The sequence below is a fragment of the Spirillospora sp. NPDC029432 genome (genome assembly GCF_040703975.1).
In the GTDB taxonomy this organism is placed as follows: Bacteria; Actinomycetota; Actinomycetes; order Streptosporangiales; family Streptosporangiaceae; genus Spirillospora.
This window is the reverse complement of record NZ_JBEZWH010000053.1, coordinates 12,322-29,000: the sequence shown is the minus strand read 5'-3', so window position 1 is coordinate 29,000 and position 16,679 is coordinate 12,322. Positions and strand designations below refer to the sequence as shown.

Sequence of the window (16,679 nt, the reverse complement as noted above, 5' to 3'; positions counted from 1 at the left end):
TTGTCGGCGCATTTCCACAAGCCTTATTGGAAATGCTCACCAGTACCCCCGGCGGGATTCGAACCCGCACCATTCCTGCTCCTCGGGCAGGCGCCTCTGCCAATTGGGCGACGGGGGCATGGTGCGGCTCCCGGGATTCGAACCCGGAACATCCACTTCCTGAGAGTGGTCTCTCTGCCTGTTGGAGTAGAGCCGCGCATGCGAGCGATCGAGGTAGGGCGTCACTGCGATCCGCGCGCGGCCGGGTGGAGCTCAGGAGATGGGATACCGGCCGGGGAGGGCGAGCGACGCCTCGGGCAGTCGATATAGCAGTCGCTTCATGGCCGGTCCTCCTCTCGGGGTTCTCCGTCGCCCCGGTCCTCCGGGCCGACGTGATCTAGAGTGCCAGCCGGCCGCGGGAAGCGCAATCCCTTTTCCCGATTAAATCGGAATCAATTGCTGCTGCCGTCGTCGGCCAGCACGCCGATGAGGATCAGCAGCCAGAGCGCGACCATGACATAGCCCAGCGCGATTCCGGTCGCGGCGAGGCCCATGCCCTTCTCGCCGTTGCGCTTCATCTGGCCCCATGAGATATGTCCGGCGATGATCGCGGGGATCGACGGCAGGCCGCAGGTGACGAGCCCGACGATGCCGAACGTGAGGGCGTAGACGGCGGAGCTGTTGGTGCGGACCGGCTTGTACGGGTCCGCAGCCGGCTGCTGGTTGTAGCCGCCGGCCGGGCGGGCGTGCGCGGGCTGGTACGCGGCCCCGTGGGGCCGCTGGACGGGCTGGGCGTGCTGAGAGTGCTGGGAATAAGAGGGCTGGTTGTACGCCTGCTGCGCGTAGCCCTGCGGAGCGTGGGTCTGCCCGCCGTACGGCTGCCGCCCGTACGGCGGCTGCTGCGCGTGGCCCTGGCCGCCGTACGTCTGGGCCCCGTTCGCCCGGCGGTACCAGTACTCGGCCTCGGCCGTCTGGCCTCGCCAGTTGAGCAGGACGCCCAGGTTGTACATGGCCGCCATGTCGCCCGCCTCGGCGGCCAGCCGGTACTGCCGCTCGACCAGCGCCGCCGACTCGTCCGACCCCAGCGCGGGCGGCGGCAGCGGCGCCCCCGCCTGGAACGACGACGTGCCCGGCCCGGCGCCTGGGCCGGTGCCCGGGTCGGTGGCCCGGTGCCGTCCCGGCTGGGTGCTCGGCCCGGCGCCGTTCCCGTTTCCGTGCCCGTTCCCCTGCCCGTTCCCGTCGCGCTGCGAGCCGGCGCTGGAGACGAGGCGTTCCAGGAGGCGCTGGGCGGTCGGGCGGTCCGCGGCGTCCTTGGCCAGGGCGGCCTCGACGACGGACCGGAGGGTGCCGTCCAGTCCGTTCAGGTTCGGCTCGCCGCTGATGATCTGGTGGATGATCGCGGGCAGCGTGTCGCCGCCGAAGCAGGGGGCGCCGCTGGCCGCGAACGCCAGCGTGGCGCCCCAGGAGAAGACGTCGGAGGCGGCGGTGACGTCCTTGCCGTTGAGCTGCTCGGGCGACATGAACGCCGGGGTGCCCACCAGCCCGCCGGTCATGGTCAGCCGGGTCGACTCGACGCCGCGCGCGATGCCGAAGTCGATGACGCGGGGGCCGTACGGCGACAGCAGCACGTTCGCGGGCTTGAGGTCGCGGTGCACCACGCCGGCGTCGTGGATCGCGGTCAGCGCGGAGGCCATCCCGACGGCGAGCGCCTCCAGGTCGGCGCCGTGCAGCGGCGCGGCGTCCTTGAGGCTGGAGCCGGAGACGAACTCGGTGACGAGGTACGGCGGGTCGGCGTGCGGGTCGGCGTCCAGCACCGGCGCGGTGCAGAACGGGCGGACCCGCTGCGCCGCGGCGACCTCGGCCTCGAACCGCGCCCGGTACATCGGGTCGGCCGCGTGCTCGGACCGGATGACCTTGATCGCGACCTTGCGGCCGGAGTCGTCGGCGCCCAGGTACACCGTGCCCATGCCGCCCTCGCCCAGGCGGTCCTCGACCGTGTACGGGCCGATGCGCGCCGGCAGGCGTTCCTGGTACGACGGGCCCGGCACGATGCGTTCTCCTCCTGGTCGGCGCGCGGCAAGCCCCACAAGGTTCGCATACCGGAGAGACAGCGGTGGCCCTGACGCGGCGCCTTCTACAGATCGAGAACGATCCGCCCGCCCCGGGAGCGCGACACGCAGATCAGCGTGGAGCCGTCCTCGCCGGGGGCGTCCGTCGCGCCTTCCAGGAGCCCGGTGCGGCACGTGCCGCAGAAGCCCTGGCGGCAGGAGTACGGGACGTCCGGCAGCGCCTCCCTGATCACGTCGAGCGCGGACCGGTCGCCGGGCACCGCCAGCGTCAGCCCGCTGCGCCGCAGCTCCACCTCGAACGGCTCCCCGGACACGGCGGGCGGCGCGAACCGCTCGTAGAACAGGGTCGCGCTCCCGTGGTCGAACGCCGCCCGGACGCCGTCGATCATCGGGGCGGGCCCGCAGCAGTAGACGGCCGCGCCCGGCGCGTCCTTCAGCAGCTCCTCCGCACCGGGGACGCCGTGCTCGTCGTCGGTCCGGACGGTGACGCGGCCGGCGGGCAGCTCGTCCAGGAACGGCAGCGACGCGCGCGTCCTCCCGGCGTAGACGAGCCGCCAGTCGGCGCCCATCGCCCGCGCCGCCTCCACCATCGGCAGGATCGGCGTGATCCCGATGCCGCCCGCGATGAAGAGGTAGCGCTCCCTCGCCAGGAACGGGAACGCGTTCCGCGGCCCCTCAGCGACGAGCGGCGCCCCCTCCGCCAGCCCGTGCATCTCGACGGATCCGCCGCCGCCGTCCGCGATCCGCCGTACGGCGATCCGGTACGCGCGCCGGTCCGCGGGGTCGCCGCACAGCGAGTACTGGCGGCGCAGGCCGGACGGCAGCCGCAGGTCCAGGTGGGAGCCCGGCTGCCAGCGCGGCAGCACCCGGCCGTCGGGTGCGGCCAGCCGGAGGCTCACCACGCCCGCCGCCTCCGCCCGGACCTTCCGCACGACCAGGGGGAACGTCCGGTCGACGGGCCGCACGTACGGGATCACGGGGGCGCGCACCGACCGCACCCGCTGGATGCCGTTGAAGACCGCGTTCACCGTCACCCAGAACGGGTCGCGGGCGCGCCGCCCGCGCAGGTCGGGCGGGATCATCCGCGCGCCGCCGGGGACGAGGCCAGATACGCCAGCGCCTGGCTGGTGGACCCCTCGTTCAGGGGGCTGTAGGAGCGCTTGAGGTACCGCACGACCGACGCGGCGACCATCTTCCGGTCGGGCGTCAGGCCCGCCCGGCCGGCGCGGCGCAGGTGGTGGAGGCCGCCCTTGGGACGCCCCTTCACCAGCGGGTCGCGGGCCATCATGAACCGGTGCCCGCGCTGCCAGAGGCTCGCGAACATCACGCAGACCTGCGCCATGGCCCGCACCCGCGCCGGGTACGAGCCGTCCAGGTGCATGAACATGTCGTGGGCGACGTGCCGGTGCTCGACCTCCTCGGCGCCGTGCCAGCGCAGCAGGTCGAGCATCATCGGGTGCGCGCCCGCGCGGTCGAGCGCCCCGGCGTTGAGGATCCAGTCGCCGAGCACGCCGGTGAAGTGCTCGATGGCGGCGATGATGGCGACCCGCTCGTTCAGCCAGACCCGGGCCCGGTCGCCGTCGAGGTCGCGGTCGCCGAGCAGGCCCTCGAACATGAACTCGATCTGCCGGACGAACGGCCGCACGTCGAGGCCCTGCTCCACCAGGTGGTCGAGCACCGCGTCGTGGGAGGCCGCGTGCACGGCCTCCTGGCCGATGAAGCCGAGCACGTCCTGCTTGAGGCGCTCGTCCCGGACGTGCGGCAGCGCCTGGGTGAACACCCGGACGAACCACTCCTCGCCGGCGGGCAGCAGCAGGTGCAGGACGTTGATGAGGTGGGTGGCCGCGGGATCCCCGGGGATCCAGTGCAGCGGCACGTCCGACCAGTCGAAGCGGACGTCACGGGCGCGCAGAACGATGTTCTCCGGCTCGGCGAGGGACATGAGACCTCCCCGGGGGCTATTGACACTTCGTCCAACACGGTAGCACCGACCCGGGGATCCGCCTCCGTGACGCTACTCACTCCGCCGGTACGGCCGGAGCGAATCACACGAAGCGGTCCCTTGCGTTCCGGCGGGGACTGAACTGTAGTCTGGACAAGTGTCCAGAACTACCGATCGCTTGCTTCCCCTTCCCTCCCCCCTCCTCGTGGACGGGCGGCTGACCGGCGGGTCCGGCGGCACGTTCGACACCCTCAACCCCGCGACCGGCGAGGTCCTCGGCGCCGCCGCCGACGCGACCGCCGCCGACATGGACCGGGCCATCGCCGCGGCCCGGCGGGCGTTCGACGAGTCCGGCTGGGCGCGGGACGTCGCGCTCCGGGTCCGCTGCCTGCGGCAGCTGCGCGACGCCCTCCGGCGGCACTCCGACGAGCTGCGCGAGATGACGATCGCCGAGGTCGGCGCGCCCCGCTTCCTGACCACCGGCGCGCAGCTCGACGGCCCGGTGGACGACCTGGGCTGGTTCGCCGACCTCGCCGAGTCGTACGAATGGACGCGGGACCTCGGCCGCGCGGAGCCGATGGGCATGCCCAGCCACCGCCGCATCGTCCGCGAGCCGGTCGGCGTGGTCGGCGCCATCACGCCGTGGAACTTCCCGCACCAGATCAACCTGGCCAAGCTCGGCCCGGCGCTGGCGGCGGGCAACACCGTGGTGCTCAAGCCGGCGCCCGACACCCCCTGGTGCGCGGCCGTGCTCGGCGTCCTCATCGCGAACGAGACCGACATCCCGCCCGGCGTCGTCAACATCGTCACCTCGTCCGACCACGCGCTGGGCGCGCAGCTGGCCGAGGACCCGCGGGTGGACCTGGTGTCGTTCACCGGATCGACCGCGACCGGCCGCGCCGTCATGACCTCCGCCGCCGCGACCCTGAAGAAGGTCTTCCTGGAGCTCGGCGGGAAGTCGGCGTTCGTGGTGCTGGACGACGCGGACCTGAAGGCGGCCTGCTCGTACGCCGCGTTCTCCAGCGTCGCGCACGCCGGGCAGGGCTGCGCGCTCACCACCCGCATCCTGGTGCCGCGGGACCGGTACGCGGAGGCCACGGAGATCATCTCCCGGACGCTGCGATCGGTGGGCGCCGGCGACCCGAACGACGACGGCACGATGTGCGGCCCGGTCATCTCGGCGCGGCAGCGCGACCGGATCGAGGGCTACCTGGAGCTGGCCCTGAAGGAGGGCGGCGAGTTCGCGTGCGGCGGCGGCCGTCCCGAGGGCCGCGACCGGGGCTTCTGGATCGAGCCGACGCTCATCACCGGCCTCACCAACGACGCCCGCACCGCGCGCGAGGAGATCTTCGGCCCCGTCCTGGTGCTGCTCCCGCACGACGGCGACGACGACGCGGTGCGGATCGCGAACGACTCGCCGTACGGCCTGTCGGGCGCGGTGTACGGCACCGACGTCGAGCGCGCCCGCGGCGTCGCGGCGCGGCTCCGCACCGGGACGGTCGGCGTGAACGGCGGCGTCTGGTACGGCGCGGACGTCCCGTTCGGCGGCTACAAGCAGTCGGGCATCGGCCGCGAGATGGGCGCGGCCGGCTTCGAGGAGTACCTGGAGATCAAGGCGATCGCGGAGGGCGTGCAGTGAGCGGCGGAGGCTTCGAGGGCAAGGTGGCGATCGTCACCGGGGCGGCGCAGGGCATCGGCGCGGCCTACGCGCGGGCGCTGGCCGACGCCGGCGCGTCGGTCGTGGTGGCGGACGTCGACGAGACGGGCCGCGAGGTCGCCGAGGAGGTCAAGGGCCTGTTCGTGCGCACCGACGTGTCCGACCCCGAGTCGGTGGAGGCGATGGCGCGCGCCGCCGTCGACACCTACGGCGGCATCGACCACCTGGTGAACAACGCGGCCATCTTCGGCGGCATGAAGCTGGACTTCCTGTTCACCGTCGACTGGGACTACTACAAGAAGTTCATGTCGGTGAACATGGACGGCGCGCTGCTGTGCGCGCGGGCCTGCTACCCGCACATGCAGGCGCGCGGCGGCGGGTCGATCGTCAACCAGTCGTCCACGGCGGCGTGGCAGTACTCCGGCTTCTACGGCCTCGCCAAGGTCGCGGTCAACGGCATCACCCAGCAGCTGGCGCACGAACTGGGCAGCATGAACATCCGGGTGAACGCGATCGCGCCCGGCCCGATCGACACGCCCGCCAACCGCAAGGCGGTCCCCGGCGGGATGTCGGAGAAGATCGTCCGCGACAAGATGGCGATCAAGCGGATGGGCACCCCCGAGGACCTGGTGGGCGCCTGCCTGTTCCTTCTCTCGGACGCGGCCGGCTGGATCACCGGGCAGATCGTGAACGTCGACGGCGGCGAGGTGTTCCGCGCATGACGGTCGGGTTCGTCGGGCTCGGCCAGATGGGCGCGCCGATGGCGCGGCACCTGGTCGAGCACGGGCTGGTCGTGTACGACGTGTCGGCGGACGCCGTCCGGCCGCTGGTCGAGGCGGGCGCGCGGGCGGCGGGCAGCGTCGCCGAGGTCGCCCGGCACGCCGACCTGATCTCGGTGATGGTCCGCGACGACGCGCAGGTCCGCGAGGTCGGCGCGGAGATCCTCGCGTCCGCGCGGGCCGGGAGCGTGCTGGCGATCCACTCCACGATCGGCGCCCGTACCGCCGAGGAGCTCGCCGGGCGCGCCGCGCCGTACGGCATCGAGGTGGTGGACGCGCCGGTCAGCGGCGGGTTCATGGGCGCGAGCGCCGGGACGCTGGCGGTCATGGTCGGCGGTACGGACGAGGCGTTCGAGAAGTGCCGCGAGCCGTTCGGGACGTGGGCCGAGCTGGTCCTGCACATGGGCCCGGTCGGGTCCGGCACCCGCACGAAGCTGGCCCGCAACCTGCTGCACTTCGTGGCGTTCACGGCCGCGGCCGAGGCGCAGCGGCTGGCGGAGGCGTCCGGGGTGTCGCTGCGCAAGCTCGGCCGGGTCGTCCGGCACACCGACGCGATCACCGGCGGGCCCGGCTCCATCATGCTGCGCGGCACCACCGCGCCGATGGAGCCGGACGACGAGCTGTACGGGATCCTCGCCAACGTGCGCGGCCTCGGCGAGAAGGACCTGTCGCTGGCGATCGAGCTGGCCGAGGAGCTGGGGGTGGACGCGCCGTTCGCGCGGCTGGCCCTCGACCGCTTCGCCGCGGGCCTCGGCCTCGTCGCCGGGGACACCGCCGGGAACACCGACGAGAACGGAGACTGAGCGTGGACGAGCGGCGGCGGCGCGGCCTGGACATGATGGGGCGGGTGTACGGCTGGGAGGTCGGCGACGGGCACGGCGACTTCTTCGCCCTCACCGCCGACCACCTGTTCGGCGAGATCTGGACCCGGCCCGGCCTGAGCCTGCGGGACCGGCGGCTCCTGCTCATCGGGATGCTCGCCGGGCAGGGCCTCAACGACGTCCTGGACATCCAGATCCCGGCCGCGCTCGCCAACGGCGAGGTGTCCGCGGACGAGCTGCGCGAGATCGGGATCTTCCTGCTGCACTACGTGGGCTGGCCGCTGGGCTCCAAGCTCTGCGTGCAGATCGACACGCTGATCGCCAAGCACGAGCGGGCCCAGCGCAAGAAGGAGAAGGAAACCGAGGCGAAAGAGGGCGAGGCGGGCGGGGCTGGCCAGGCGGGCTAGGGCGCGTGCCAGGTGAGGGCGACCTGGTGCTCGCGGAAGCCCATCGACCGGTACAGCGCGGCCGCCTCGGCCGGGGCGTGCAGGTCGACCCGGGTGACGCCGCGGTTCCCGAACCAGGCCAGCAGCTCCTGCATGATCATGCGGGCGTAGCCGCGGCCCCGGTAGGCCGGATCGGTGACCATGCCGAGCACGTACCCGGCCAGCGCGCCGCCCTGGTACGGGCCCGGCAGCCGGTACTCGACGACGCCGAGGCCGCAGGCCGCCAGCCCGCCCTCGTCGCCGTCCACGACGAAGACGCCGAGGGTGTCGCCGAGCCGCTCCTTGACGTCGCGGGCGAACTCCTCGCGCCAGTCCGCGCCCGCGGCGGGCTCGTCGGACTCCGTGGACTCGGCTGTCTCCAGGGCGCGCCGGAAGAGCAGCTCGCGCAGGCGCGTCAGCTCGGGGATGTCGGCGGTGGCGGCCGGGCGAACGATCACAGTGCCACCCTAGGCGACCGTGCCGGTCCGGCGCTGCCCCCGGCGGCACGCGTTCCGGGTCACACCGGGCCCGTCATCAGCAGCGGGCCGGCGACGCCGAAGCGGGCGACGCCCTGCCGCGTGAGGTTGACCCGCAGGTCGATCCAGCCCGGCCGCCCCTCGGTCCGGCAGTCGGCCGCGCCGCTCGCCGGGAAGTGCAGGTCGCCGGCCGACAGCTTGGCGCCGCGGACGTGCACGGGCAGCAGGATGCGCGCGCCCGGGCCGAGCGGCGCGATGCCGCAGCCGCCGACGTCGCGGCCCCGCGCCCGGGAGCCCACCGGCTCCCCCGCGGCGGGCGCGCAGCCGATGACGCCCGGGTGGCCGTACGGGGCGTACACGCCGTCCGAGCGGCCCACCCCGACGACGTCGACCACGATCACGTCGCCCGGCTCGGCGCCGACCACGGCCAGCGGCCCGCACAGGAGCGGCTCCTCCCCCGGCCCGGCGGGCTCGCACTCCAGCCGCACGGAGCCGCCCGTGATGATCTCGGCCACGGCGGGGATGTCCGGATGCCAGCGGTCGTGGCCGGGCACCGCGCGGGTGGCCGGGACGTCGGGGTGCCAGCGTTCGCGGGCTCCGTGGGTTCCGTGGGCTCCGTGGGCTTCGGAGAAGCGCACGGAGGGCGGGGCGGCTGCGGCGAGCGTGGGCGCCAAGGCGGGTCCTTCCGGGAACGGTCGGCGGCGAACAGGAATGATCTTGCGTTGCCGCTGTTTCGGACCGGTTTCCGCGTGCTGACGAACGGGTTAGGACCGGTTCACCGGAATCGGCGGGAACCTTTCGCTGCGGCCGTGCATCTAAGGCCCATGCGTGCCCGATGGACGGTGGCGGTGCCGCTGGCCGTCCTCCTCACGGCCTGCTCCGGCGAGCCGGTGTCCGCACCGGACCCGGGGCCGCCGCCCATGCGCCTGGTCGCGTACGACGGCTGCGCCGGCCTGCTGGCGGACCTGCGCGCCGCCGCCGGACGCCGGGTCGGCCCGTACGGCCTCGGCGAGCACCGCCCCCGGCCCGGCGTGCTCCCGGACGCGGGCGGCGGGCAGGAGCGCGCGCTCGCCGCGCCGGAGGCGCCCGCCGCCGCGCGGAAGGCACCCGAGCACTCGCGGACGAACGCGCACGAGGCGGGCGCCGACGAGCCCGACCTGGTGAAGACCGACGGCCGCCGCATCGTCGCTCTGGCCAAGGGGCGGCTGCACGTGATCGACCCGGCCACCCGCGAGCTCGTGCACAGCCTCGACCTCCCCGGCCGCTCCGGTCTCTCCGGTCTCTCCGGCGAGAAGCGGCTGCTGCTCAGCGGTGACCGCGCGCTCGTCCTGTCGCGGGGCGGAACGCCGCTGGACCCGGGATTCGCGGCGCGAGGCAAGCCCGTCGCGCCGCACGGGCGGACGGAACTGACGCTGGTCGATCTGGCCGCCGAGCCGAAGGTCGTCGGCTCGCTGACCACGCCCGCCGGCTACCTCGACGCCCGGCAGACCGGCTCGATCGCGCGCGTCGTGGTGACGTCCACGCCAAGGATCGACTTCCCCGCGCTGCCCGAGGGCCCGGAGTCCGAGCGGGCCGCGACCGAGCGCAACCGGGCGATCGTCCGGTCCGCCCCGCTCGACGCCTGGCTCCCGTCCTTCGAGATACGGAACGGGACCGGCCCGGCGAAGGCGTACCGGACGCCGTGCGAGCAGGTGAGCCGGCCCGCGTCGTACACCGGCACCACCATGCTGTCGGTGCTCACCCTCGACCTGGCCCGGGACCTCGGCGACCCGGCCGCGGTGAGCGTCGCCGCCGACGGCCAGACCGTCTACGGCACGGGGTCGAGCCTGTACGTCACCAGCCACCGGCTCGGCGAGCCCGGTCAGTCCGGCGGTTCCGTAGAGCCGGCGGCGAGCACGGACGTGCACAAGTTCGCGACGGCGGGCCCGGGGCGTCCCCGGTACGCGGCGTCCGGCTCGGTGCCCGGCCTGCTGCTCAACCAGTACTCGCTGTCCGAGCACGGCGGGAACCTCCGCATCGCCACCACATCCCCGGGCAGCGCCGCGGAGCCGCGTCTCAGAGAGGCGCCGCCTTCGCAGCGGCGGTCCTCGCAGAGCGCGGTGTACGTGCTGGCGCAGCGCGGCGCCCGCCTCACCCGGATAGGGGACGTGGACGGGCTCGGCAAGGGCGAGCGGATCTACTCGGTCCGCTTCATCGGCCCCACCGCGTACGTGGTGACGTTCCGGCAGGTCGATCCGCTGTACGTGATCGACCTCCGCGATCCGCGGCGGCCGCGGACGACCGGCGAACTCAAGATCAACGGCTATTCGGCGTACCTGCACCCCACCGCCGACGGCCGGCTCATCGGGGTCGGGCAGGACGCCGACGGCCAGGGCCGGACGAAGGGCACGCAGATCTCGCTGTTCGACGTCGCCGGCGCCCCGAAGCGGGTGGGGGCATTCCGGCTGCCGGGCTCCAGCGCGGCGGCCGAGTTCGACCCGCACGCGTTCCTCTACTGGCCGAAGACGGGGCTGACGGTCGTCCCCGTCACCCGGCGGACGGGTTCGGGCGGCGCCCTCGTGCTCCGGGTGGACGGTACGGGCGTCCATCATCTGGGAGCGGTCGAGCCCCCGGACGGCGGACCCGCCGGCCGAATCCTGCGCTCGCTCGTCGTCGGCGACACCCTGTGGACGCTGTCGGACGGCGGCGCGCGGGCCAGCGACGCCGCGACCCTGGCCGACCGCGGCCGGCTGGAATTCTGACGCACCGGAAGAAGGGACCGCACGTGGCCAGGGAGAACATCGACGATCTGCTCCGCTACCTCGTCGAGGCCGCCGCCGGCTTCCCCGGCGCCGTCCGGGCGAGCGCCGTCCCGGGCGAGCCGGGCGTGTTCAGCGTCGAGCTGGAGAACGGCGTGGAGCTGTTCGTGGCCATCGCGGCGGTCACCACCTGACCCGGCCCGGTCCCCGGCCCGTGGGGGTGCCGGGGACCGGGCCGAGCACGCCGGCGGGCCGGCCGGCGGCGGCTAGCGCAGGCCGGTCGAGCGCTGGAGCGCGGTCTGGATGAGCCGGTCGACGAGGGCCGGGTAGTCCACGCCGCTCGCCGCCCACATCTGCGGGAACGCCGACGCCGGGGTGAAGCCCGGCATGGTGTTGATCTCGTTCAGGACCCACCGGCCGTCGGGGGTGTGGAAGAAGTCGACGCGGGCCAGCCCCTCGCAGTCCAGGGCCTCGAACGCCTGCGCCGCCAGCCGCTGGACCTCCTCGATCGCGGCCGGGTCGAGCCGCGGCGGGATGTCCAGCCGCAGCGAGCTGTCGAGGTACTTGGTCTCGAAGTCGTAGAACCCCTGGTCGCCGCTTATCACGACCTCGGCGGGCAGGCTCGCCTCGGGCGGGCCGTCGTCCAGGCCCTGCAGCACGCCGCACTCGATCTCGCGGCCCTCGACCGCCGCCTCGACGATCACCTTGGGGTCGTGCTCGCGGGCGGTCTCGACCGCGGCCTCCAGGTCCTCCTCGCGGACGACCCGGGTGATGCCCATGCTGGAGCCGGCGCGGGCGGGCTTGACGAAGACCGGCCAGCCCAGCTCCTTGATCTCGTCGATCTTGCGCTTGCGCTCGCGCCGCCACTCCCGGTCGCCGACCAGGACGTACGGGCCGACCGGCAGGCCGCGCGACTGCCAGACCAGCTTCATGAAGCCCTTGTCCATGCCGACCGCGCTGGCCAGCACGCCCGCGCCGACGTAGCGGACCCCGGCCAGGTCGAGCATGCCCTGGATGGTGCCGTCCTCGCCGTACGGGCCGTGCAGCAGCGGCAGCACCACGTCGACCTCGCCGAGCGTCCGGGGCACCTGCCCCGGCTCGACGACCATCAGGCCGCGGCTGTCGGGGTCGAACGGCAGCGCGAGGGCCTCGCCCTCCCCGGTCACCTCGGGCAGCCGGCCGTCCTCGATCGCCAGCGGAAGGTCCGCCGGGGCCAGCACCCAGCGGCCGTCGCGGGCGATCCCGACCGGCACCACCTCGTAGCGGTCGCGGTCGATCGCCGCCATGACCGCGCCCGCGGTCACGCACGAGATGGCGTGCTCGGAGCTGCGCCCGCCGAACACCACGGCCACTCGGATCTTGGATGAAGGCTGCGCCATGACGCCCGACCCTACCGCTGCCCAGCCGGTACCGGCCACGAGCGCCCCGCCGCCGGCTCACATGCCATAGCGCTCGGCCTTCGGCGAGCGGGAGATCAGCGCCATCGCGGCGTCCTTGAGCGGCACGCCGCCGTACAGCACCGACACCACCGCCTCGGTGATCGGCATCTCCACGTTGTGCTTGCGGGCCAGCTCCAGCACCGGCGTGCAGGACTTCACGCCCTCGGCGGTCTGCCTGGTCACCGCGATCACCTCGTCCAGCGTCATGCCGCGGCCGAGGTTCTCGCCGAACGTGCGGTTGCGCGACAGCGGCGAGCTGCACGTCCCGACCAGGTCGCCCATCCCGGCGAGCCCGGCGAAGGTGTGCTCGTCGGCGCCCAGCGCGGCGCCCAGCCGGGTGATCTCGGCCAGCCCGCGGGTCATCAGCACCGCCTGGGTGCTGTCGCCGAAGCCCAGCCCGACCGCCATCCCGACGCACAGCGCGACGATGTTCTTGACCGCGCCGCCCAGCTCGCAGCCGACCACGTCGGTGCTGGTGTAGACGCGGAAGTACGGCGTCATCGCGGCCGCCTGCAGGCGCAGCGCCGCGTCCTCGTCCGCGCAGCCGGCCACCGCGGCGCCGGGCTGGCCGGCGACGATCTCGCGGGCGAGGTTGGGGCCGCTGAAGACCGCGACCCGCTCGGCGGGCACGTCCGCGACCTCGCCGATGACCTCCGACATCCGGCGGGACGTGCCGAGCTCGATCCCCTTCATCAGGCTCACCAGCACCGACTCCGGCGGCAGCAGCGGCACCCAGGCGGCGAGGTTCTCCCGGAGCGTCTGGGCGGGCACGGCCAGCGCCACGAAGTCGGCGCCGTCCAGGGCCTCGGCCGCGTCGGTGGTGGCGCGCAGGCCCGCCGGCAGCTCGACGCCGGGCAGGTAGTCGGGGTTCTCGTGCCGCTCGTTCACCGCCCGGACCGGGCCGGGGCGGCGGCCCCAGAGCGTGACCTCGCTCCCGGCGTCGCACAGCAGCTTGGCGAACGTGGTCCCCCACGAACCCGCGCCCATGACGGCCGCCCGCGCCGGCCGAGCTGCCAGGCTCACAGTGCCTCCCCCTCGGGAGACGCCCCCCGAGAACCGCCGGCAAGAACCGCGATCATTCCCTCGCTCCGCTCGGTCATGACGCCTCCTCTCCAGTGCCCGCCCTGCCCGCCGCCCCCCGGCGCTGTTCGAGGACCTTGTGGTGGTCGTACAGCTCCTCGGGCGGCGTCTCGCCGCGCAGCTCTCCGAGCAGCCCGGCGATGGCGCGCATGATCTCGTCGGTGGCCTCGCGCAAGGTGTCCTTGCCGAGGGGCCTGCCCTCGTACCGCGACAGGTCGACCGGCGGACCGGCGATCACCCGCATCCGCTTGCGCGGGAACGGATGGAAGCCCTTCTTCAAACTACCCGCAAGCCCGCGCTGCTCGGCCTTCTTGTACGGCAGCAGCTCGTGCGCGCCCCAGCTCGCCACCGGGACGACCTTGGCGCCGGTGGTCAGCGCCATCCGCGCCGCGCCGGTCTGCCCGGTCATCGGCCACAGCTCCGGATCGCGGGTGCAGCTGCCCTCCGGGTAGAACATCAGGCACTGGCCGTTGCGCAGCGCCTCGGCGGCGTCCTCCAGCGCGAGCGCCGCGTCGGCCCGGTCCCGGTAGACGGGGATCTGCCCGGTGCCGCGCAGCACGGCCCTGATGAAGCGCACGTCGAACAGCGTGGACTTCGCCAGGTAGACCGGGTAGCGGCCCGACGCGTACACGAAGTGGGCCAGCGCGAGGGGGTCGGCCTCGGAGATGTGGTTGGCGGCGATGATGACGCCGCCTTCCCGGGGCACGTTCTCCTGCCCCCGCCAGTCCCTTTTCAGCAGCCCGTGGAGCAGGGGGCGAAGGATGACGATGGTGAACCTTCGCCATGCCGGCGAATAGGCGTGGCTCATGCCCATCCCTCCTCGGTCGGGCCCACGTGTGCGTGGGGCGTCCTCAAGTGTCGTGCTCGACTGCGCATAGTGTCGAGTCGCCATGTCTACAGCAGAGCGCAGTTCTACAGCAGAGCGCGGCGCGCCTCATCTCCAGTGGTCGCTCGTCGTCCCGGTCAAGGTCCTGGCCAGGGCGAAGTCCCGGCTGGCGGCCGCGGCCGGCCCGCACCGCGCGGATCTGGCCCTGGCGGTCGCGGCCGACACGGTGGCCGCGGCGCTGCGCTGCGACCGGGTCCGGCATGTGATCGTTGTCACCGACGACCCGGTACCGGCGGCCGAGCTGGGCGCGCTGGGGGCGCGGATCGTCCCCGACGAGCCGGACGCGGGGCTGAACCCCGCCCTGGTCTACGGGGCGCGCCGGGCCCGCGAGGCCGCCCCCGCGACGGGGATCGGCGCGATCTCCGCGGACCTGCCCGCGCTGCGCCCCGGCGAGCTGGGCCGGGTGCTGGACGGGGCGGCGCGCGCGCCCGAATCGTTCGTGCCGGACGCGGCCGGGGTGGGGACCACGCTGTACGCGGCGCGGCCGGGCGTCCCGTTCGCGCCCGCGTTCGGCGGCGGCTCGCGGGCCGCGCACCGGGCGCGCGGGGCGCGGGAGCTGCGGCCGGACGGCATCGACAGCGTCCGGCGGGACGTGGACACCCTGGACGATCTGCGCGCCGCGCTGGAGCTGGGCACCGGCCCGCGGACGGCCGCGGTCGCCGCGCTGCTGCCCGCGCTGCGCGCCCCGGCGTGAGCCCCCGCCGCCGGACTCCGCCCGGCTAGGCTGGCCGGCATGCAGGGGACGGTGCGCACCTACGACGCGGAGACCCGTACGGGCAGCGTCCTGCTCGACGACGGGACCGAGCTGCCCTTCGACGCCGCGGCGTTCGCCGCGGGCGGGCTGCGGCTGCTGCGCTTCGGCCAGCGCGTCAACCTGGCCGTGGGCGAGGACGACGGGCGGGTCCGCGCGATCACCCTGTCGACGTTCCCGCTTCCCGAACGGCCCGGGTAGCCGGCCGGGACGGGCCGCGGCGGACCCCGGACACACGCGAGCGCCCGGGGCCGCGCAGTGCGGCCCCGGGCGCTGACGAGGGCGTTACTTCTTGCCCGCCACGAGGTTCTTGAAGTCCGCGCCCGCCTTGAACTTGGGCACGGACGTCGCGGGAACGTCGATGGTCTTGCCCGTCGCGGGGTTCCGAGCCGTACGGGCAGGCCGGTCGGCCTTCTCGAACGAACCGAACCCCGTGATCGCGACCTTGTCGCCCTTGGCGACGGCGGTCTGGATCGTCTCCAGGATCGCGTCGACGGCCTCGGCTGCGGCCTTCTTGCTGCCCAGCCGGTCAGAGATGGCGTCGACCAGCTCACGCTTGTTCATGGGTTACTCCTCTAGTTCCCCCCTTGCCCGAACGAAACTAAGGGACCCATAGCACCGACACAATCACCTGCAAGCAATAGTTGCCGTGTCGCAGGCGTTTTGGTCGGTCTCGCCCCCGTCTCGCCGGGCGCCGGACCGGATCCGGCCACCCCGCACGCTAGCGGCCCTCCGGCGCCCGGCGGAAATCGGCGAGGAATGTTTCCAGCCTGCGGGAGGCCAGGCCGGGGTCGCGTTTGGCCAGATCGGTGATCGCCAGGAGCTGGCGGATCAGCCGCCGCCGGGGCTCGGGCGGCAGCGGCGCCACCAGCCGGTGGGCCACCTTCAGCTGCTCGGCCAGCCACGCCAGCGCCGGATCGTCGTACTCGGGTCCGGTCCATGGGACCGTGCTCAATGCAACCCTCCAAAGCGTCGAGCGTGTCTCCGCACTACAAGGAATTGTCCTCTGTGCGGAGACACGCTCGTACAGGCGGGGGTCCTACCGGTCCGCGGTGACCGGCATCCAGGGCGCGCGGTCGCGCTCGTACGCGGCGATGTCGTCGGCGTACCGGAGCGTCAGGCCGATGTCGTCCAGGCCCTCCATGAGCCGCCAGCGCGTGTAGTCGTCGATCTCGAACGGCGCCGTGATGTCGCCGGCCCGCACCTCGCGGGCCGCCAGGTCCACGGTGATCTCCGCGGCCGGGTCGGCCTCGGCGCGGGCCTGCAGCGCCTCGACGGTCTCGACCGGCAGGACCACCGGCAGCAGCCCCATCTTCGTGGAGTTGTTGCGGAAGATGTCGCCGAACCGCGGCGCGATGATGACCTTGAAGCCGTACTGCTGGAGCGCCCAGACGGCGTGCTCGCGGGACGAGCCGGTGCCGAAGTCGGTCCCGGCGATCAGGACGCTGGCGCCCGCGTACTCGGGCCTGTTGAGCACGAACTCCGGGTCCTCGCGCCAGGCCGAGAACAGCCCCTTGTCGAAGCCGGTGCGGCTGACCTGCTTGAGCCAGACGGCCGGGATGATCTGGTCGGTGTCGACGTTGCTGCGGCGCAGCGGCACGCCGCGGCCGGTGTGGGTGGTGAACGCTTCCATGGTC

At 73.6% G+C, this 16,679-nt stretch carries 19 protein-coding genes and 2 tRNA genes; 8 read left to right on the top strand and 13 right to left on the bottom strand.

What is annotated here, in order from left to right; translation table 11 throughout:
- Positions 1 to 43: 43 nt before the first annotated feature.
- From AB0881_RS30970 to AB0881_RS30950, 5 genes are all read right to left on the bottom strand, one after another.
- A tRNA-Leu gene (locus AB0881_RS30970) sits at positions 44 to 118 on the bottom strand.
- Position 119: 1 nt separating this feature from the next.
- Positions 120 to 196 (bottom strand) — tRNA-Leu (locus AB0881_RS30965).
- Positions 197 to 431: 235 nt separating this feature from the next.
- Positions 432 to 2,027: a protein kinase gene (locus tag AB0881_RS30960; protein WP_366622582.1), complete on the bottom strand. Its 1,596-nt coding sequence runs from the start codon at positions 2,025 to 2,027 to the stop codon at positions 432 to 434.
- An 86-nt stretch (positions 2,028 to 2,113) separates the two neighbouring features.
- Complete coding sequence (locus AB0881_RS30955) at positions 2,114 to 3,130, bottom strand: PDR/VanB family oxidoreductase (RefSeq protein WP_366622580.1); 1,017 nt, start codon at positions 3,128 to 3,130, stop codon at positions 2,114 to 2,116.
- A complete protein-coding gene (locus tag AB0881_RS30950; RefSeq protein ID WP_366622579.1) occupies positions 3,127 to 3,990 on the bottom strand; it encodes a metal-dependent hydrolase in 864 nt (287 codons plus the stop codon). The genes AB0881_RS30955 and AB0881_RS30950 overlap by 4 nt, the downstream gene beginning before the upstream one ends.
- Before the next feature lie 178 nt (positions 3,991 to 4,168).
- Between AB0881_RS30950 and AB0881_RS30945 the strand changes: the two genes are divergently transcribed.
- Genes AB0881_RS30945 through AB0881_RS30930 form a run of 4 tightly spaced genes read left to right on the top strand, consistent with a single transcriptional unit; the run spans position 4,169 to position 7,654 of the window.
- Entirely contained in the window at positions 4,169 to 5,629 is a 1,461-nt protein-coding gene (locus AB0881_RS30945; RefSeq protein WP_366622577.1) for an aldehyde dehydrogenase, read from the top strand.
- Positions 5,626 to 6,369 (top strand): SDR family oxidoreductase, encoded by a 744-nt coding sequence (locus AB0881_RS30940; protein WP_366622575.1) that lies wholly within the window; start codon positions 5,626 to 5,628, stop codon positions 6,367 to 6,369. The genes AB0881_RS30945 and AB0881_RS30940 overlap by 4 nt, the downstream gene beginning before the upstream one ends.
- Positions 6,366 to 7,229, top strand: a complete 864-nt coding sequence (locus AB0881_RS30935; protein WP_366622573.1) for an NAD(P)-dependent oxidoreductase — start codon at positions 6,366 to 6,368, stop codon at positions 7,227 to 7,229. The genes AB0881_RS30940 and AB0881_RS30935 overlap by 4 nt, the downstream gene beginning before the upstream one ends.
- Before the next feature lie 2 nt (positions 7,230 to 7,231).
- On the top strand, positions 7,232 to 7,654 hold the full coding sequence (locus tag AB0881_RS30930; protein ID WP_366622571.1) for a carboxymuconolactone decarboxylase family protein: 423 nt from the start codon (positions 7,232 to 7,234) through the stop codon (positions 7,652 to 7,654).
- Here AB0881_RS30930 and AB0881_RS30925 read toward each other — a convergent pair.
- Complete coding sequence (locus tag AB0881_RS30925; protein ID WP_366622569.1) at positions 7,651 to 8,130, bottom strand: GNAT family N-acetyltransferase; 480 nt, start codon at positions 8,128 to 8,130, stop codon at positions 7,651 to 7,653. The two genes, AB0881_RS30930 and AB0881_RS30925, sit on opposite strands and share 4 nt — an antisense overlap.
- Before the next feature lie 59 nt (positions 8,131 to 8,189).
- A complete protein-coding gene (locus tag AB0881_RS30920; RefSeq protein WP_366622567.1) occupies positions 8,190 to 8,822 on the bottom strand; it encodes an acetamidase/formamidase family protein in 633 nt (210 codons plus the stop codon).
- A 150-nt stretch (positions 8,823 to 8,972) separates the two neighbouring features.
- Here AB0881_RS30920 and AB0881_RS30915 point away from each other — a divergent pair, with 150 nt between their 5' ends.
- Together AB0881_RS30915 and AB0881_RS30910 are read left to right on the top strand one after the other, a co-directional pair.
- On the top strand, positions 8,973 to 10,889 hold the full coding sequence (locus AB0881_RS30915) for a beta-propeller domain-containing protein (RefSeq protein WP_366622565.1): 1,917 nt from the start codon (positions 8,973 to 8,975) through the stop codon (positions 10,887 to 10,889).
- Between the two features lie 23 nt (positions 10,890 to 10,912).
- The gene (locus AB0881_RS30910) at positions 10,913 to 11,080 is read left to right on the top strand and encodes a hypothetical protein (protein ID WP_366622563.1); all 168 of its coding nucleotides are present in this window, start codon (positions 10,913 to 10,915) and stop codon (positions 11,078 to 11,080) included.
- A gap of 72 nt (positions 11,081 to 11,152) precedes the next feature.
- Here the strand turns inward: AB0881_RS30910 and AB0881_RS30905 are convergent, their stop codons facing one another.
- The 3 genes from AB0881_RS30905 to AB0881_RS30895 all read right to left on the bottom strand — a co-directional run bounded on the left by AB0881_RS30905 (position 11,153) and on the right by AB0881_RS30895 (position 14,213).
- Positions 11,153 to 12,265, bottom strand: a complete 1,113-nt coding sequence (locus AB0881_RS30905; protein ID WP_366622561.1) for a D-alanine--D-alanine ligase family protein — start codon at positions 12,263 to 12,265, stop codon at positions 11,153 to 11,155.
- Between the two features lie 57 nt (positions 12,266 to 12,322).
- The gene (locus tag AB0881_RS30900) at positions 12,323 to 13,312 is read right to left on the bottom strand and encodes an NAD(P)H-dependent glycerol-3-phosphate dehydrogenase (RefSeq protein ID WP_366622624.1); all 990 of its coding nucleotides are present in this window, start codon (positions 13,310 to 13,312) and stop codon (positions 12,323 to 12,325) included.
- A gap of 109 nt (positions 13,313 to 13,421) precedes the next feature.
- Positions 13,422 to 14,213 carry a lysophospholipid acyltransferase family protein gene (locus AB0881_RS30895; RefSeq protein WP_366622559.1) on the bottom strand — a complete coding sequence of 264 codons (792 nt, stop codon included), beginning with the start codon at positions 14,211 to 14,213 and terminating at the stop codon, positions 13,422 to 13,424.
- Positions 14,214 to 14,295: 82 nt separating this feature from the next.
- Between AB0881_RS30895 and cofC the strand changes: the two genes are divergently transcribed.
- Positions 14,296 to 14,985, top strand: coding sequence for a 2-phospho-L-lactate guanylyltransferase (gene cofC, locus AB0881_RS30890; protein WP_366622557.1), 690 nt, complete (start codon positions 14,296 to 14,298; stop codon positions 14,983 to 14,985).
- A 39-nt stretch (positions 14,986 to 15,024) separates the two neighbouring features.
- A complete protein-coding gene (locus AB0881_RS30885) occupies positions 15,025 to 15,243 on the top strand; it encodes a hypothetical protein (RefSeq protein WP_366622555.1) in 219 nt (72 codons plus the stop codon).
- Between the two features lie 84 nt (positions 15,244 to 15,327).
- Here the strand turns inward: AB0881_RS30885 and AB0881_RS30880 are convergent, their stop codons facing one another.
- The 3 genes from AB0881_RS30880 to leuD form a co-directional block, all read right to left on the bottom strand.
- Positions 15,328 to 15,606 (bottom strand): HU family DNA-binding protein, encoded by a 279-nt coding sequence (locus AB0881_RS30880; protein WP_131758296.1) that lies wholly within the window; start codon positions 15,604 to 15,606, stop codon positions 15,328 to 15,330.
- A 157-nt stretch (positions 15,607 to 15,763) separates the two neighbouring features.
- Positions 15,764 to 15,997 (bottom strand): hypothetical protein, encoded by a 234-nt coding sequence (locus tag AB0881_RS30875; protein WP_366622552.1) that lies wholly within the window; start codon positions 15,995 to 15,997, stop codon positions 15,764 to 15,766.
- Positions 15,998 to 16,081: 84 nt separating this feature from the next.
- Entirely contained in the window at positions 16,082 to 16,675 is a 594-nt protein-coding gene (gene leuD, locus AB0881_RS30870) for a 3-isopropylmalate dehydratase small subunit (RefSeq protein ID WP_366622550.1), read from the bottom strand.
- Between the last annotated feature and the right edge of the window lie 4 nt (positions 16,676 to 16,679).

What these genes read in the sequence shown, in the direction of transcription:
- AB0881_RS30900 (WP_366622624.1), bottom strand. Translation starts at nt 13,312, where the DNA reads ATGGGCGCGGGTTCGTGGGGGACCACGTTCGCCAAGCTGCTGTGCGAC.
- AB0881_RS30955 (WP_366622580.1), bottom strand. Translation starts at nt 3,130, where the DNA reads ATGATCCCGCCCGACCTGCGCGGGCGGCGCGCCCGCGACCCGTTCTGG.
- AB0881_RS30880 (WP_131758296.1), bottom strand. Translation starts at nt 15,606, where the DNA reads ATGAACAAGCGTGAGCTGGTCGACGCCATCTCTGACCGGCTGGGCAGC.
- cofC (WP_366622557.1), top strand. Translation starts at nt 14,296, where the DNA reads ATGTCTACAGCAGAGCGCAGTTCTACAGCAGAGCGCGGCGCGCCTCAT.
- AB0881_RS30950 (WP_366622579.1), bottom strand. Translation starts at nt 3,990, where the DNA reads ATGTCCCTCGCCGAGCCGGAGAACATCGTTCTGCGCGCCCGTGACGTC.
- AB0881_RS30935 (WP_366622573.1), top strand. Translation starts at nt 6,366, where the DNA reads ATGACGGTCGGGTTCGTCGGGCTCGGCCAGATGGGCGCGCCGATGGCG.
- AB0881_RS30915 (WP_366622565.1), top strand. Translation starts at nt 8,973, where the DNA reads ATGCGTGCCCGATGGACGGTGGCGGTGCCGCTGGCCGTCCTCCTCACG.
- AB0881_RS30905 (WP_366622561.1), bottom strand. Translation starts at nt 12,265, where the DNA reads ATGGCGCAGCCTTCATCCAAGATCCGAGTGGCCGTGGTGTTCGGCGGG.
- leuD (WP_366622550.1), bottom strand. Translation starts at nt 16,675, where the DNA reads ATGGAAGCGTTCACCACCCACACCGGCCGCGGCGTGCCGCTGCGCCGC.
- AB0881_RS30895 (WP_366622559.1), bottom strand. Translation starts at nt 14,213, where the DNA reads ATGAGCCACGCCTATTCGCCGGCATGGCGAAGGTTCACCATCGTCATC.
- AB0881_RS30885 (WP_366622555.1), top strand. Translation starts at nt 15,025, where the DNA reads ATGCAGGGGACGGTGCGCACCTACGACGCGGAGACCCGTACGGGCAGC.